12 protein-coding genes are annotated in these 16,243 nt (G+C 62.3%); 11 read left to right on the forward strand and 1 reads right to left on the reverse strand.

Annotated features, from left to right (window positions below; genetic code table 11):
* Positions 1–39 precede the first annotated feature (39 nt).
* Together AC6H4Z_RS03100 and AC6H4Z_RS03105 are read left to right on the forward strand one after the other, a co-directional pair.
* The gene (locus AC6H4Z_RS03100) at positions 40–1,134 is read left to right on the forward strand and encodes a sensor histidine kinase (RefSeq protein ID WP_497545277.1); all 1,095 of its coding nucleotides are present in this window, start codon (positions 40–42) and stop codon (positions 1,132–1,134) included.
* Positions 1,131–1,880 (forward strand): LytR/AlgR family response regulator transcription factor, encoded by a 750-nt coding sequence (locus tag AC6H4Z_RS03105; RefSeq protein WP_497545278.1) that lies wholly within the window; start codon positions 1,131–1,133, stop codon positions 1,878–1,880. The genes AC6H4Z_RS03100 and AC6H4Z_RS03105 overlap by 4 nt, the downstream gene beginning before the upstream one ends.
* Positions 1,881–1,887: 7 nt before the next feature.
* Here the strand turns inward: AC6H4Z_RS03105 and AC6H4Z_RS03110 are convergent, their stop codons facing one another.
* Positions 1,888–3,429, reverse strand: a complete 1,542-nt coding sequence (locus AC6H4Z_RS03110) for a M28 family peptidase (protein ID WP_497545279.1) — start codon at positions 3,427–3,429, stop codon at positions 1,888–1,890.
* A gap of 154 nt (positions 3,430–3,583) precedes the next feature.
* Here AC6H4Z_RS03110 and AC6H4Z_RS03115 point away from each other — a divergent pair, with 154 nt between their 5' ends.
* The 9 genes from AC6H4Z_RS03115 to nadC all read left to right on the forward strand — a co-directional run bounded on the left by AC6H4Z_RS03115 (position 3,584) and on the right by nadC (position 16,242).
* Positions 3,584–4,852 (forward strand): dicarboxylate/amino acid:cation symporter, encoded by a 1,269-nt coding sequence (locus AC6H4Z_RS03115; RefSeq protein WP_497545280.1) that lies wholly within the window; start codon positions 3,584–3,586, stop codon positions 4,850–4,852.
* Positions 4,849–5,454 (forward strand): RNA polymerase sigma-70 factor, encoded by a 606-nt coding sequence (locus AC6H4Z_RS03120; protein WP_497545281.1) that lies wholly within the window; start codon positions 4,849–4,851, stop codon positions 5,452–5,454. Before AC6H4Z_RS03115 ends, AC6H4Z_RS03120 begins: the two co-directional genes overlap by 4 nt.
* 54 nt (positions 5,455–5,508) lie before the next feature.
* Positions 5,509–6,579: a FecR domain-containing protein gene (locus AC6H4Z_RS03125; RefSeq protein ID WP_497545282.1), complete on the forward strand. Its 1,071-nt coding sequence runs from the start codon at positions 5,509–5,511 to the stop codon at positions 6,577–6,579.
* A 75-nt stretch (positions 6,580–6,654) separates the two neighbouring features.
* Positions 6,655–9,948, forward strand: coding sequence for a TonB-dependent receptor domain-containing protein (locus tag AC6H4Z_RS03130; protein WP_497545283.1), 3,294 nt, complete (start codon positions 6,655–6,657; stop codon positions 9,946–9,948).
* 2 nt (positions 9,949–9,950) lie between these two features.
* Positions 9,951–11,162 carry a RagB/SusD family nutrient uptake outer membrane protein gene (locus AC6H4Z_RS03135; RefSeq protein WP_497545284.1) on the forward strand — a complete coding sequence of 404 codons (1,212 nt, stop codon included), beginning with the start codon at positions 9,951–9,953 and terminating at the stop codon, positions 11,160–11,162.
* A 46-nt stretch (positions 11,163–11,208) separates the two neighbouring features.
* A complete protein-coding gene (locus AC6H4Z_RS03140) occupies positions 11,209–12,585 on the forward strand; it encodes a dipeptidase (RefSeq protein WP_497545285.1) in 1,377 nt (458 codons plus the stop codon).
* Between the two features lie 293 nt (positions 12,586–12,878).
* Positions 12,879–13,811 carry a DUF4238 domain-containing protein gene (locus AC6H4Z_RS03145; protein ID WP_497545286.1) on the forward strand — a complete coding sequence of 311 codons (933 nt, stop codon included), beginning with the start codon at positions 12,879–12,881 and terminating at the stop codon, positions 13,809–13,811.
* Positions 13,812–14,121: 310 nt separating this feature from the next.
* Positions 14,122–15,240, forward strand: coding sequence for an alpha/beta fold hydrolase (locus AC6H4Z_RS03150; protein WP_497545287.1), 1,119 nt, complete (start codon positions 14,122–14,124; stop codon positions 15,238–15,240).
* Between the two features lie 147 nt (positions 15,241–15,387).
* On the forward strand, positions 15,388–16,242 hold the full coding sequence (gene nadC, locus AC6H4Z_RS03155) for a carboxylating nicotinate-nucleotide diphosphorylase (RefSeq protein WP_497545288.1): 855 nt from the start codon (positions 15,388–15,390) through the stop codon (positions 16,240–16,242).
* Position 16,243: the final 1 nt, after the last annotated feature.

Here is a 16,243-nt window from a genome sequence, read left to right on the forward strand (position 1 = left end):
GAGTCGCGTTCACGTCTCTAGCCCCAAACTCCTCTCGCAATGACGACACGCTCTAGACTCTGGCTCTGGTACGCCGCGGCGTGGGTCCCACTGGGCCTGTACTACGCAGTGTTGATGTCACGCACACGCGCGATGTCGATCGACAGCGCGCTGCTCCAGGGAACGACGTACGTCCTTCCCATCGCGCTGTTCGGCGTCGTCATCTGGTGGCTCAGCGGAAAAGTCGAGTGGCCGCCGCGCAGCATCGCTCGCTTCGTCGCGGTTCATGTCGCGACGGCGGTGTTGTTCTCGTCTCTCTGGCTTGGAATCGAGATCTCGCTCATCGCGACGAGCACCGGCTATGCGATCGCGTTCGATATCGCCAAGCAGTTCGCTGGTTTTCAGGCGCTGGATGGTCTGTTCTTCTACGGGCTGATGGCCGCTGGTTCGTACGTCATTCGAATCGCGTCGCGCTTTCGCGAACAGGAAGCTCGCGCGGCTCGTGCCGACGCGTTGCGCATGCGCGCCGAACTCGCCGCGCTGCGCGGGCAACTCAATCCACATTTTCTATTCAACACGCTCCACACGCTCACGGCATTGGTGCGCCGCGATCCCGATACCGCCGAGCATGCGCTCGAGCGGTTTGGCGACATGTTGCGCTATGTGCTCGACGTGAAGCGATCGCAACGCGAGGACGTCACGCTCGGCGACGAGATGCAGTTCGTGAGAAACTATCTGTCGCTCGAGCAGCTAAGATTGGGCGGGCGTCTGCGGGTCGTCGAACACATCGACTCCGATGCACTCGACTGCGTGCTTCCGTCGCTCACGCTTCAGCCGCTGGTCGAGAACGCGATCAAGTACGGCATCGCTCCGCGGGCCAAGGGTGGCACGCTCGAGATCATCGCGCGTTTCGACGATGACGCGCTCGTCCTCGAGGTGCGGGACGACGGCGCTGGAGCAGCAGCCGACATTCTCGATGGCGCCGAGGGCGTTGGTCTGCGCGCGGTGCGTCAGCGTCTCGAGACGCGGTATCCGCGCAAAGCAGGGTTTGTCGTCACGACCGCGCCCGGCGAAGGATTCATCGTGCGCATCTCTCTCCCAGCGCACAGTACGGCGGCGACCACCGGCACGCACGCCGCATTCGCGTCGGCATGAAGACACGAGCTGTGATCGTCGAAGACGAGCCAATTGCGCGGCGGCAGTTGCGCGACCTGGTGAGCGCCGTCGACTGGATCGAGTGCATCGGCGAAGCCGCCGACGGTCGCTCGGCCGTGCGTATCATCGACGAGCTCAAGCCGGATCTCGTGTTCCTCGATATCGAGATGCCGGAGCTCAATGGGCTCGACGTGTTGCGGACGATCACGCACGAGCCGGCGATCGTCTTCACGACCGCGTACGACAAATTCGCGGTCACCGCGTTCGAGCTGGAGGCGATCGACTATCTGCTCAAGCCGTTCGGTCGCGACCGGCTCCTCGCGGCGCTCGAGCGAGTCAAGCGCGCCGTGCACACCGACGGCGACGTTTCTGTTACGCAGCGCGCCAGCGACGCGATGGACCAACTCGCCGAACCTGGCCCGCTCACGCGAATCTTCGTGCGCGATCGCGGGCGCATTTTGCCGATTGCCGTCGCCGACATCGAGCGCCTCGAGGCCGATGACGACTACGTCGCCGTGCACCTCCGCGGTCGACGATTCCTGGTATACATCGGTATGAACGAGTTCGAGGCTCGGCTCGACCCGGAGCGCTTTCTCCGCATCCACCGCTCGCACATCGTCAACCTCGACCACGTGGCCGCCCTCGCGCCCTTCGACGCGACCCGGCTGCGCATCGAGATGAAGGACGGAACTAAATTGGTCGCTAGTCGCACGCGATCGCGCGAGCTTCGCGGTCTGGCCATCTAGACGCGCACTAGCGATCCTGAGCCCCCGAGCGCGCTGCGCGTTTTGGCGGAAAATTTGGTCCACGGAGTTGTGCCATCGTCATCGCGTTCGCCCGGTCGAGTGTCGCCGCGAATGCGCGCGTCGAACGCTCGAGACCTGTTGCGGGCACGAGGTCGGGCGTGTCGAGCGACGTGTGATAGATGACGTGGTCGATGATGTGAAACGATGGCGCATAGTTGCCGTTCTTCGGCCCGTCTTCTTCCGCGTATACTGACACGCCGAATTCGCGGAGTGTGTTGAACACCATTTTCTCGAACTCTGGACTGCCAAGAGCGTTCCAGCGAAACGCCCCGATGGCGTTTGTCGGTGTCAGCCCGTCGTTATACAGGTAGAGCAGCGTCTGTGACGGATGCTCCATCGTCAGCTTCACCGCAACCTTGTCCCATGGATATGTCGCGTCGATGCCGACCTTCGGACGCGTGCGCGCGACCTCGCCATGATGATGATCGGGAAATTGAATGAACCGCATAGTGCGCGGCCGCTGCTTCAACGGCTTCGCCGCATAGAATCGAGCAAGCTCCAAGGCACTTGCCATGCCGGCGGCGTTGTCCATCGCCGCCTCGAAGTAGCCGTCGGTGTGAGTCATCACCACGATCTGCTCGTCTGACACGCCTGGCAGCGTCGCAATGGTGTACTCGGTGGCGACGTCCTTCAGTTCTGGCACGATCAGCTTTGCCGTGAACTGCACCTTCTCGCCCTTGTCCAGGCGATCGCGCAACGCGAAGCCTTCGTCCTGACTCAGTGTGAATTGCGGAACCGTCTTCAAGCCGTCTTCAGGCTGAAACTGGCCGTTGCCCGGAACGCCCATGACGTTGATCACCATAGCCGCGCCGAGTTGCACGGCTCGCGCATTCGAATTGAATAGGCGCGCGCGATCGCTGGCCGAGTGGCTGCGGCCGCCGGGAACGAACACGCTGTAAATGATCACGGCTTTGCCCTTCACGTCCCGCCCGATGAAATCCGCTCCGGCACCGACGCCAACCCACACCGCTTCTGCACTCACACCGTCAGGTCCGGTTGCCTTGGTACCTGAGACGGGGAACGCAGTGCCGAGGTTGATCGTCGCGCCGTCTGCGGTCTTGTAGCCCACGGACCATTCGGTCGGACGCCAATCACTCGGCAAAACATACGGAAAGTGTTCGACTTTGAGCCCGAGACGCTCAAACTCACGCGTCATGTATTCCATGCCCTCTTTGTCGGCAGAGGTGCCCGGAAAGCGCCCCCACCACTGATGCCCGAGCTCGCGATATCGAATCGAAATCTGGGCGAGGTCCACGACCTCCTTCTTCATGCGTGCGCCGCGAATCGTCGCGTACGCCTTTTGATCTGGGGCCAGTGGCCACACTGGATACTGATCGTCGGAGAACGTCAGCTTGTCACGGTCTCGCGGGAGTCCGGCACCGTAGGTCTTCTCGACTTTCGGACCGAGATCCTTTTGCGCGTGCGATTGGCTCGGCGCTGCGATGACGACGGTAAGCGCTGCGAGCGCACGCAATACAAGTTTACTCATAACGACTCCCCTGTGGCGAAAACAGCGGCTGAACCTACGGATCGCGTATTGACCGCGCAAACGCGATTTCCGCCGAAAATACGTTGTAGGGGAAAGCCGCGGCTCGAGACCCTTAGGAGATAGCCCGCCGGTCCCGCCGCCGTCCTAGGAGCGAATGCGCCTACACCGCAACCTCACCGTACAGGTCCTCGTCGCCATCAGCCTTGGTGTCGCGCTGGGCCTTCTGTCTCCGGAAACGGCGAGGCGGATGAAGCCGATCGGCGACACGTTCGTGAATCTCGTCAAGATGATCGTCACGCCCGTCATCTTCCTCACGATCGTTGCCGGTATTGCGAGCGTCCGCGACATCAAGCAGGTCGGTCGGGTTGGCGGCAAGGCGCTCCTCTACTTCGAGGTTGTGACCACGTTCGCACTCGCGATCGGCCTACTCGTCGTCAACGTGACCAAACCCGGTGCGGGTCTCGATGTGAGCGCGCTCGCCAAGGGCGACGTCCACACCTTCACCGACGCGGGCAAACAGCTCGGGTTCGTCGACTTCGTCACCCACATCGTCCCATCGAGCGTCGTCGGCGCGTTCGCGGCCGGCGACGTTCTCCAAGTCGTCTTCTTCGCAGTGCTGTTCGGCATCGCGTTGGCCATGGTCGGCGAGCCCGCGCGCCCAGTCGCCGACTTCCTCGAGCGACTCCAGATCGTGTTTTTCCGCATCGTCGCCATCGTCATGAAGGTCGCGCCGCTCGGCGCGTTCGGCGCGATGGCGTACACGGTCGGGACCTTTGGCCTGCAAACGCTGTTGCCGCTAGCACGACTCATGGCCGACGTGTATCTCACGATGGCGCTGTTCATCTTCATCGTGCTCAATGCCATTCTTCGGGCGTACGGCTTTTCGATCGTGAGCTACCTGTCGTATATCCGCGAAGAGATCGTACTCGTCCTCGGTACCTCGTCGAGTGAAGCGGCGTTACCACGAATGCTCGACAAGATGGAGCGATACGGGTGCGACAAAGCGGTCGTGGGTCTGGTCATACCGGCGGGATATTCGTTCAACCTCGACGGGACGTCGATCTATCTGTCGATGGCGGCCGTATTCATTGCCCAGGTATTCAAGATCCCGCTGACGCTCACCCAGCAGCTCACCATCCTCGGCGTCTTGATTCTCACGTCGAAGGGTGCCGCGGGAGTCACGGGATCGGGTTTTATCGTGCTCGCGAGCACGCTCACGGCAATGCGCGTCGTGCCGGTAGAGGGCGTCGCAATTCTCCTCGGCGTCGACCGATTCATGAGTGAAGCTCGGGCGATCACGAACCTCATCGGCAACGGAGCTGCGGCGCTGGTGATTTCGCGCAGCGAACGGGCGTTCGATGACGAGCGCCGACTGGTTGCCGTGCAGCAGATTGCCGCGGCCAGATCTGGTAGAGCGCGATGACTCGCGATCCGGCGGGCGGTCAAATGTCGTCGCATAACTCGTCGCGCGCCTCCGACGAGGAACTCGCTGCCGCCGTTACCGCAGGAAGCACGCGGGCGTTCGAAGCGCTCTTCCGTGCGCACTATCCCGGCATGTGCGCTTTCGCCGCTCGCATGGTCACGCAGCGCGATGTCGCTGAAGATCTCGTCCAGGAAGTCTTCCTCTATATCTGGCGAAATCGCGAAGCGTGGCAGATCCACAGCTCTGTGAAGCAATACCTCTACGCGGCGCTGCGACATGGGGCGCTTCGCTATCTCCGCCACGAACGCATCGTGCGAAATTCGACCGCGGAGACGGTGTTCCTGTTCGAGCGTCCGCCGCGCCTCTCCGACGCCGATCTCGAGTCGGAAGAGACCATCGCTCTCGTGCAGGCAGCGATCGCCAAACTGCCCGAGCGCTGCCGTCTCGTATACACGCTCCACCGCGAACAGGAGCTCACGTACGCCGAGGTCGCGGAGGTCATGGGGATCTCCGTCAAAACCGTCGACGTCCAGATGGGCCGCGCGCTCAAGGCGCTTCGGCGCCTGCTCGGGAACAGCATCGATCGACCGACGACGCTGTAAGGGACGCGCGCTCGTCGCGTACCTAACAGTCATGACCAGCAGCCCTGTCGATCGATGATCGACGACGCCGATTGCCGCCGGCTCGCCCGCTACTTTGGCGGCGAGTGCACGGATGATGAACGCCAGGAGACCGCGGCCTGGTTAGCCTCCGATCCGGAACGACGCGCGGAGGCCGAACAACTCCGCGCACTCTGGAATGCGAGCGGATACCCGTCGTGGACGCCGAGCACCGATGCGGCATGGATGAGCGTCGCCGCGCGAATCCACGTCGCAGACGCACAAACGCCGCTCACGCTCGTTGCGTCGCATCGCCCGCAGCCCGCGAACAAGTTCCGTTGGCGTCGAGCGTCGTCGAAGTGGGCAATGGTTCCGCTTTTCATCGCCGCCTCGGTCGTTGCCGCGGTGGCGCTCGTACTGGTCGCCGAGAGTGAGCGGTTCCCGTTCATCGATCGAGCGCAGCAGCTCCGCGTGGCCGAAACGCCGGAGCGAGAATTCCGCACTGCTCGCGGACAGCGCGCCGTCGTCGTGCTCGGCGACGGCTCTCGCGTTGAGTTGGGTGCCGCGAGCGTACTGCGCGTCCGCGAGTTGGGCGCGAGCGGCCGTCGCGTCGTCGTGCTCGATGGTCAGGCCGTCTTCGACGTTGTCCACGACACGCTACGGCCGTTCGAGGTACGATCGGGCAACGCAATTACAGAAGATCTGGGTACCCGCTTCACGGTCCGTGCGTATCACGGCGAATCGCGCGTGCAGGTGTTCGTTGCTTCCGGGAGTGTCGCGCTTCGTGCCGCAGGAGCGCCGTCGAGTTCTGGCACGCTACTCGGCCCGAACGACCTCGGAATTCTCGATTCGATCGGTCGCGCCACCGTGCGCAATGGCGTCGACTCCACGAGTCACCTCGCTTGGACGCGCGACCGATTCGTCTTCGATAACGCGCTTCTGGGAGACGTGATTTCCGAGATCTCCCGCTGGTTCGACGTCAAAATCGAAGTCGCCGAGCCAGCGCTGTTGAAGCGACGCATCACGATGAACGTGCCAGCACGCTCGCTCACCGAGGTCCTTGGCGCGGTGACGACGCCTCTGCGTATGCGTTCCGCGAAACGTGGATCGACAGTCGTGATTCAATAGTTCGCCGCTGTTGCTTTTGTCCGCCGCTGTTTCGAATTCCGCTTGCACGTTTCTCCCCTCCTCGAGAGCCAACGGATGATCGACACGCTCCGACTGACAACCCTGACCGCGCTGTTCGTTTCGGCGAGCGCTATCGCGGTCGCGCAGGGTCAGGCCCGAAGCAAGGATTCGACGCCCACGCAGACGTACGCGAGTAGTCGGCTGCCGCAGTACCTGCCCCTCGAAACCGTGCGGTCTGGCAGCGTGCGCATGCCGGAGTCGCTCAAGCGACGAGTGAATGTGACGCTCGAAAAAGCACCTCTTCAACGGGTGCTCATGGAGATCGCGACCCAGGCAGGTCTCGGTCTTTCCTATGGAGAGGATCTCGTGCGCGCCGCGCCAATGGTGTCGGTCCGCATTGACAACAAGTCGGCGGCCGACGCGCTCGCGCTCGCCGTGGACGGCACCAAATGGAGCGTGCTCGTCACGGCGAACGGACAGGTCGCGGTCAGTGAGGCCACCATCCCTTTGGTCGGCACGGTCACCGGCCGCGTGACCGACCGAACAAGCGGTGAACCTGTCGAAGGCGTTCGCGTCACGATCGCCGATACCGAGCTTGGGCAGACGACGGCGGCTGACGGACGCTTCTCGATTGCCGGCGTCGCTGCTGGTCTGCGACACGTCGTCGCGCGCCGCATCGGCTACGATGTCGCAAGCGCTTCTGCCGTCGTCACCGACGGCGAAACCGTCACGGTCGCGTTGTCGCTCGGTCGCAGCGCGTTCTCATTGTCGCAGGTCGTCGTTACCGCGACCGGCACGGAACGAACGCGCGAAGTCGGCAACAGCGTATCGGTCCTCGACGTCGCCGCACAGAAGGCACCGGTGTTGAACACGCAGCAGCTGCTGACGGGCCAAGTTGCCGGTGCGACAGTGCTGCTCAATTCGGGACAGCCGGGCCAAGGCGGAACGATTCGCCTGCGTGGAGTCAACAGCATCAGCCAGGGCAATTCGCCAATCATCTACGTCGACGGCATTCGAATCTCGAACGCGTCGACACCGGCGAGCGTTGGCGGGCGTGGCAATACCTCTCCGCTCAACGACATCGACATGACCGACGTCGAGCGCGTCGAAATCGTGAAGGGTCCCGCGGCAACGACGCTGTACGGCACCGAAGCGTCAGGCGGGGTCATTCAGCTCTTCACCAAGCGGGGTCACGGCGGCGCCCTTCAGACGTCGATCGACGCCAGCACAGGCTTCAACAACATGGGGCACATCGGCGCGGCTTCCGATCCGACCGGTATGTTCATCAATAACTGCACGGGCACGATGACGCTTGGCGACGGAACGAAGTTCCAAGACGCGACCTGCCCGGCGAGCGGAACGTATCTGCGAGATGGTCCGATCAGCCGTCTGTCGCTCGGCCTCCGCGGTTCGGCGACGACGACCGACTATTTCCTGTCCGGCAATATCGACAAGGAACATTCGGTTCTCCGCATCGGCGACAATCAGTCCGGCGGCGTTCGCGGAAACATCACAGTTCGTGCGACGCCAAAGCTCTCGCTCTCACTGAACAGCTCATTCATCAAACGCGACGTTCGCTGGTTCCCGGACGGATTGAGCAGCAACGGATTCCTGCTCAATGTGTCGCGCGGGTCCGGCTCGTTCTTCAAGGGCACCGGGTGCGCCGATAAGACCGTCGTGTGCGTCGTGCAGGACAGCATCTTCAGTGTGAAGAGCACAACGTCGACGAATCACTTCATCACCGGCGGCACCGGCACCTACATACCGTTCGAGGCACTGACTGTACGCGTATCGGCGGGCTACGACTACAACAACGGCGACATCACCGACATCGTGCCTTTCGGGCACATTCGTGTGCCGCTCGGCTCGATCGCGCAGACGGAATGGAATCGCACGCTGATCACGTTCGACGGTGCTGCCACGCTCAAGAAATCGTTTGGCAACTCGATCACCACGAGCACCGCGGTCGGCGGACAAACATTCGACAGCCGGCTCGCCTCGACGGATCTTTCGTCGACCAACTTCTCGGCGCCGGGGGTTCCGACGCTGACGTCGGGCGCGTTGCGCAACATCAACAACGTCAATCAGCAGCGCGTCATCAACGCTGGGTTTTTCGGGCAAGAGCAAGTCGGCTGGCGCGATCGCGTGTTCGTCACCGGTGGATTGCGCGTCGACGGCAATAGTGCTTTCGGCTCCGGCTTCGGTCTGCAGACATACCCGAAGGTGAGCGCCTCGTACGTCCTCTCCGACGAGTCGTTCTGGAAGCATTTCACGTGGATCGAGACACTCAAACTTCGCGCCGCGCTCGGCGAATCCGGCAAAGCACCGGGCGCGTTCGACGCGGTTCGCACGTGGGATCCCGTTGCAGCGGAGAACGGACAGTCGGCGTTCGAACCGTCGCAGGTCGGCAATCCGAACCTGGGGCCGGAACGGACGCGCGAAACGGAAGGCGGTTTCGATGCCAGCGCGTTCGATGGTCGCGTGACTGTCAATTTTTCATATTACAAATCACGCACCAACGGCGCGCTCGTTCCGGTGACGCTGCCGCCGTCCAACGGCTTCGGCGCGCGCCAACTCGAGAACATCGGCGTTCTGAACAATCACGGCAGCGAGCTCGCGCTCAACATCGACGTCATTCGGCGCCCCAGGTTCGAGCTCTCCGTCGGCGGCGGCTACACCATCGTCAAGAGTGAAGCCGGTGACCTCGGCGGCCAAACGATCACGATCGACGCGAATTCCGCATCGTACGTTCAGCAGGGACTTCCTGCGCCGGCCTATATGGGCCAGCTCATTACGAATCCCGATGCGATCGCCGATCCGATCGTGCAACGCGGCGTGTTCCTCGGCGCCACGTTCCCCACCAAGATTGTCACGCCGCACGCATCGCTGAAACTGTGGAAGCATCTGACGCTCGATGGACTCGGCGAATTCCAGCGCGGCGGCCACCTCAGCAACTCGATCGGCTCCGTGCAGTCTGGATTATTCGCCTGGCAGCCGTGTTACGCCACGCAAGCAAAGTTGCGCGCCTTCACGGCGGGCAACACCGCGGCGCTCAACGATGTCACGGCGCTCGAGCGCGGTCGTTGCGGCATCCTCGCGGCGAACCGCGATGGAACGTACTGGATCGAGTCGAGCGACTTCTTCAAGCTGCGCAGCGTGTCGGCGACCATCGACATTCCGGCGCGGCTCCTTCGGTCGCTGCCGGCTGCGTCGATCGTGTTCAGTGGACGTAATCTTTATAAGAGCACGAAGTACACGGGCACCGATCCGGAGTCGGCCGATCAGTTCATCAGCTCGTTCTCACGGCGCGACTACTATGTGTTCCCGTCGCCGCGGACCTTCCTCGTCACCATCCGGACGGGATTCTAACCATGAGACATATCAACGTCCCCTCGAGACGCGCTGTCGCATCGGCCGCGGTCGCGGTGTGTATGGTCGTCACTGGTTGCGATCTCAGCGTGAGCAACCCGGGCCCGATCGCCGACGATCAGCTCAACGTCTCCACCGCGATCCCCGCCTTGGTGAACGGCATGTCCGGCGATCTCTCCTTCGCACTCGGTAACTACATCGATCGTGGCGCCCTCGCGACGAAGGAACTGACCGAGGCAGGCATTTTCATCACTGAGCGCCACTTCTACGAAGGTACGATTCAACCGGCCGACGCCAACGTCGACTGGGGGAACATGCACACCGCACGATGGACCGCGGAGTCCGGTCTCGTACGCATGAAAACAGTCCTCGGCTCCTCGTTCGAGACCAACATCAACACCGCTCGCGCCTACCTCTACGCAGGATTCGCGAATCGATTGCTTGGCGAGAACGTGTGCACGGCGGTGATCGATGGCGGTCCGGCGCAGAGCGATAGCGTTCACTTCACACGGGCCGAGAGCCTGTTCACGCGAGCGTACACGCTGGCGACGGCGCTCAACAATACCAACATTGCTACAGCGGCGATCGGTGGCCGGGCGAGCGTCCGCGCGTGGCTCGGCAATTGGGCTGGTGCGGTGACCGACGCGTCGACCATTCCTACAGCGTACGTCTTCAACGCCATCTTCTCGACAAACACGACGCGCGAGAACCTCGATATCGCGAATCAGACGATCACGCGCAGCGAGACCTCCGTGTTTGGAACGGCCTACGCCGTGACCAACAAGGATCCGCGCGCCACGTGGGACACGGTGCGCACTGGAACGACTGTCGTAAACGGGGCGAATGGAACACCGTTCTTCCGTCAGACGAAGTACAAGTCGCTTGCGGCGCCTGTCGCGCTCACGAAAGGCACCGAGATGTTGCTCCTGCGCGCCGAGGCGGCACTTCGCGCGAACGACGTCGCCGGTGCGATGACGTTGATCAATCAGGAGCGCGCGTCGTTCACGCTCGCACCCCTCACGGCAACGACCGTGACGGACGCGTGGACCGCGTTGCAATCGGAGCGCGGTTACGTTCTCTGGCTCGAGGGGCGCCGGCTCTGGGATCTGCGGCGCTGGTTCGTCGAGGGCCGGAACACGTTCCTGCAGGGCCGCGACAAGTGCCTCCCGCCCAGCGCGAACGAACAGGCGTCGAATCCCAACTTGCCGAAGTGATCTGGTGGCGGTTGCGTGGCTCGGCCACCTGACTCAGCTTCTTCAGATGCCACTCGCAACCGACCTCCAGAGCTACCTCGCCAAGCATCAGTCGCGCACCCGCGACGAGCTGTTCGACTTCCTCCGCATCCCGAGCGTCAGCGCTCGCACGGAGCACAATCAGGACACGGCCCGCGCCGCTGGTTGGGTCGCTGAGTCACTGCACAACATCGGGATGGAGGCGTCGATCCATCCAACGAAGGGCCATCCGATCGTCGTGGGCGAGTGGCGTAAGGCCGCGCCCGGCGCGCAGACGGTTCTCGTCTACGGCCACTACGACGTTCAGCCCGCCGAGCCGCTCGAGTTATGGGACAGCCCGCCATTCGAGCCGACGGTGCGCGACGGCAAAATCTTCGCGCGTGGTTCGGTCGACGACAAAGGCCAGCTCTATCTCCACATCAAAGCGCTCGAGGCGCACCTCGCGGCGCGTCGCACGCTGCCGGTAAACGTCATCGTCCTCGCCGAGGGCGAGGAGGAAGTCGGCAGCGAGAATCTGGCCGAGTTCATCGAGGCGAACAAGGAGATGCTGCACTGCGATGCGGTGATCATCTCCGACTCGTCGATGTTTGCACCGGGTCTTCCGTCGATTCTGTCGTCGCTGCGCGGACTCGCGTACTTCCAGATCGACGTGCAGGGTCCGTCGGGCGATTTGCACTCTGGCATGTACGGCGGCGCGGTGATGAATCCGGCGATGGCACTCGGCCGCATCCTGGCGACGATGCATGACGCCGACGGTCGCATCGCCATTCCGGGCTTCTACGACAATGTTCTCGATTGGGGCGCCAAGGCCAGAACGGACATTGAAAAGCTGCCGTTCGACGACGAGCACTTCCGCGCCGAGACGGGATCACCGGCGCTGTTCGGTGAGAAGTCGTACACGACGCTCGAGCGTTTGTGGATGCGTCCGACGTGTGAGGTGAACGGTCTGCTCAGCGGCTATACGGGCGAGGGCGCGAAGACGGTTCTTCCGGCGAAGGCGATGGCGAAGGTGAGCTGTCGTCTCGTGCCGAATCAGACGCCGGAGGAGATCGAGAAGCTGATGCGCGCCCACGTGGAGCGAGTTGCGCCGCCGGGTGTGAAGGTGACGGTGACGCCGTTGCACGGTGGCCGTCCGTGGCGCGCGGACATTGGTGGTCCGCTATTCGACGCTGCGCGGCGTGCGCTTGCGGCGGCGTTCGACCGTGAGCCTGTGATCACCGGTGAAGGTGGGTCGATCCCGGTCGTCGGCGATTTTCAGAGAATTCTCAATGCGCCGGTATTGCTCGTGGGATTCGGGCTGCCGGGCGAGAATGCGCATGCGCCGAACGAGTGGATGAGTGAAGAGAACTACTTCAAGGGCATGGCGGCGATGGCTGCGCTCTGGGACGAGCTGGCGAAGGGCTAGGTTCGGGGGCTCTGCCGGCCGGCTCGCGCGTCGGGGAGGCGGATGATTATCCGCTAGGCGACGCTCAGAAGAATTTTGACGGTTTTCGCATGTTATGCTGCGAGGTCTTGCGGCATAACATGCGTGAATTGGCGTGAGCTGAGGTTGTGGAAGGATATGTCGTTGTGGGAGATGGGGGTTAAGCGTGCGATGAATGATCGCATGTTACGCAGCAGCACTAATTGGCCAATTTGTTCGCAAAGTCGCATAATATGGTCGTCGAATCGGCGTTAGGCTTCCACGACTCCCTCCCTATGGAAGGAACCAAGCGACAGCACTGGGTGCCGAGGCTATACCTCCGTGGTTTCGCCACACCGGATACCGCGAGCGAGGAGAACCCGCAGGTCTGGTGCTTTCACAAGGACGATGGCGAACCGTTCTGCACCTCGATTCTGAATGTTGCAGTCGAGCAGTATCTGTATTCGCCACTTAGTGAGGACGGTTCGCGCTCGTTTCGTCTCGATACAAAACTCACGCGACTCGAAGACACTGTGGCGCCAATCTGGCGCGCACTGGCCACCGGGAATACCGACCTTAGCGATGAGGCGACGCGCAAGATCCTCGCGCTCTTCGTGGCCACGCTGTTCCTCCGTAATCCCCAACGGATAGCCGATCGGCGGTTTCTTTACGCGACGAATGTTGTTGAGTGGGAGACACTACAACGCGAGAAAGCAACGAACCGCGGACATGACCCTGATACGGCGTTCCCTCCGCGGTCCGTGGAAGACGTCGAGCGCGATTTGGCCGCTTCTGACGCTGTTGATAGCGAGTTACGGCGCAACTTTCTCGACTTTATCGAAAGAGACGCAAGATCCTTGGCCGAACGCCTCATTCGGAAGCGTTGGACGCTTCTCGAAGCGGAGGACCCAACGTTTGCAACCTCCGACAACCCATTCATTGTCGGCCATCAAGACCCAACGCTCCGTGGGCTACATCTCGTTGAAGGGCTGGTGATCCTCCCAATCAGCCCGATGTTTGCGTTGCTGATGGACGATCTCGCGTCCGAGCCGGACAACCATGTGTACCCTCTGGCGCCGGGTAACGGAGATCGGCTCAATGCCATCGTGTTCGGACAAGCCCTACGCTTCTTGATTAGCTCACAGCACTCCGACAAGGTTCTCAGCGGCATCGTCGCTGTCGGAGAAGCCGCAGCGAGCTTCGATCCCCGGAAGCCTAACGAACGCTGAAGCTGTCAAAGCATCGCTATTGAATCGTGCGGCCTGCGGCCGCACTCTTATGAGAATGCTTTGCAGCTTAGCTCGGGCGTTAGACCGCCACGGGCAATCAGTGCTGCACCTCTCGCGCGGATTGGCGCGTGCGGCGAGCCGCCGGATCATGCTTCTTACCTCGCATTTCCGTCGCGCCGGCACGGAGCTCGCGCGCGCCCCGCGTGATTATGTCTTGCCGCCGCCAGTGCGATCGGAAACCGTTTGCGCACCGCCCGTGTCAAACACGCGTCCCACGTCGCCGCCGGATCACGAGTGAATGGAGCGCCTGATGACGAAGGTAGCTATGTGGTTCGGGCTCCTCGCGATGATACCCGCCGCCACAGTGTCGGCGCAGGATCTCACATGTCGCGGCGTTGCCTACGACGTTCCTGCTGCCCATGACGGAACGGTCAGCCTCGAGATCCGACGGCGGGACGGAGAGTGGACGCCGCTGCATGGGCGTATCGGCGACGCGGGATCACTCCATGCAACGTCGATTGCGATGCGCCGCGATTCACTGGTCATCGAGTTCAAGGATCTGAACGCCGTGTACGCGGGTGCGCTCATGAGCGGCGGCACGGTCATTCGCGGGGCTTGGACACAGAATGGATCACAGATACCGCTGACGGTTCGCTGCAGGGGCGACGCGCCGTCTCCCGACACGTCGCCTCACAAGACGCGATACGTGACGGTCGAACGGGGAGTGCAACTCGAAGTACTGGATTGGGGCGGCACGGGCCGGCCCGTGGTGCTCCTTCACGGCATGAACGCCACCGCACATGTATTCGACGACTTTGCCGTGGGGCTCACTCGCGACTATCACGTGTACGGAGTGACACGTCGCGGCTCGGGACGGTCGAGCATGCCCGACAGTGGGTATTCGTTCGACCGAAAAGGGAATGACGTGCTAGCGGTTCTTGACTCGCTTCGACTGCGTCAGCCCGTGCTGATTGGCCATTCGGCGGCCGGTGGGCAACTCAGCTTTGTGGGATCGCGCGATCCAAAGCGTGTCGCCGGCCTGGTGTACCTCGAGGCCGCGTATCCCAACGCATGGCTCGATACGGCGCGTCAGAAACTTGATACAGAATTGCAGGCGGATGAGCTACCGAAATGCCCGTGTTCGATCGTCGAGCAGCAGGAGCTGACATCCACGTCGAAGCATTTCGATCTGCCGCTCCCGGTGCTCGCGATCTATGCAGTACAGGCAGATTGGACGACGCGCACGTTCGACAGCCGAGCACCCGACTGGACGCCGGAGGCCCAAGCGCGAGAGTTCGAGCGGGGCGTGGCGACGGCGCACGTCGTGCGCATCGCCGGTGCGACGCACGAAATCTATCAATCGAACAAGGCACAGGTCTTAGACGAAGTCCGCCAGTTCATCGGCTCTTTGCCGACCACGAAGCCCTAGCATCCCGGTGGCTCGACACGCCGCCGCGCCAATGCACACGCCGCCGTGCGATTGCGCGGGCTGCACCCGCGCTCTTATTTGATTCGCTCGCAGCTTAACTCGGGCGCTAGGCAGAGCACGACCATCTCGTATCGCAATCCCTGTCAAATGTTGCAGCTTCCATCCGACCTCGCTCAGCAGGTCACAACTGCTCTGGCTGAGGACATCGGCGGCGGTGATATCACCGCTCAACTCGTCCCCGCCGCACAACGCGTCACAGGTAAAGTCATCACTCGCGAGGAGGCGACCTTGTGCGGCCGCCCTTGGGTGACTGAGCTATTCCGTCAGTTGGATCCAGCTGTCCAATTGACCTGGCATGCCGACGACGGCGACCGCGTCACTGCGAATCAAACTCTGTTTGAGATCGCAGGCCTGGCCCGGCCCGTTCTCACAGGTGAGCGCACTGCGCTCAACTTCCTCCAACTCCTTTCCGCAACGGCGACCGCCACTCGCCGCTTTGTAGATGCGATCGCGGGAACCCGCTGCGCAATTTGGGATACGCGAAAGACGGTCCCAGGACTACGGACGGCGCAGAAATACGCGGTCGTGTGCGGCGGTGGCCAAAACTACCGCATCGGGCTCTTCGACCAGGTGCTGATTAAGGAAAACCACATCGCTGCAGCCGGCTCTCTGACGGCCGCAGTAGCCGCGGCCCGCCGCGCAGCCGGTTCACGCAAAGTCAAAGTGGACGTGGAAGTGGAAACGATGGACGAGTTTGAGGAGGCGTTGCGCGGAGACCCGGACATCATCATGCTCGACGAATTCAGCCTGGCCGACATGAAAGCCGCGGTAGCGTTAAACAACTCTAAAGGACGTCGTGTCACAATCGAAGCATCGGGTAGCGTAACGCTCGAGACCGTCCGCAGCGTCGCAGAAACCGGCGTTGACTACATCTCGATCGGTGGCATTACCAAACACGTCCGCGCTGTGGAACTGTCAATGCGGTTGGCATTCGCCTCTTAGG

It is taken from the genome of Leucogemmata humicola (genome assembly GCF_055379415.1).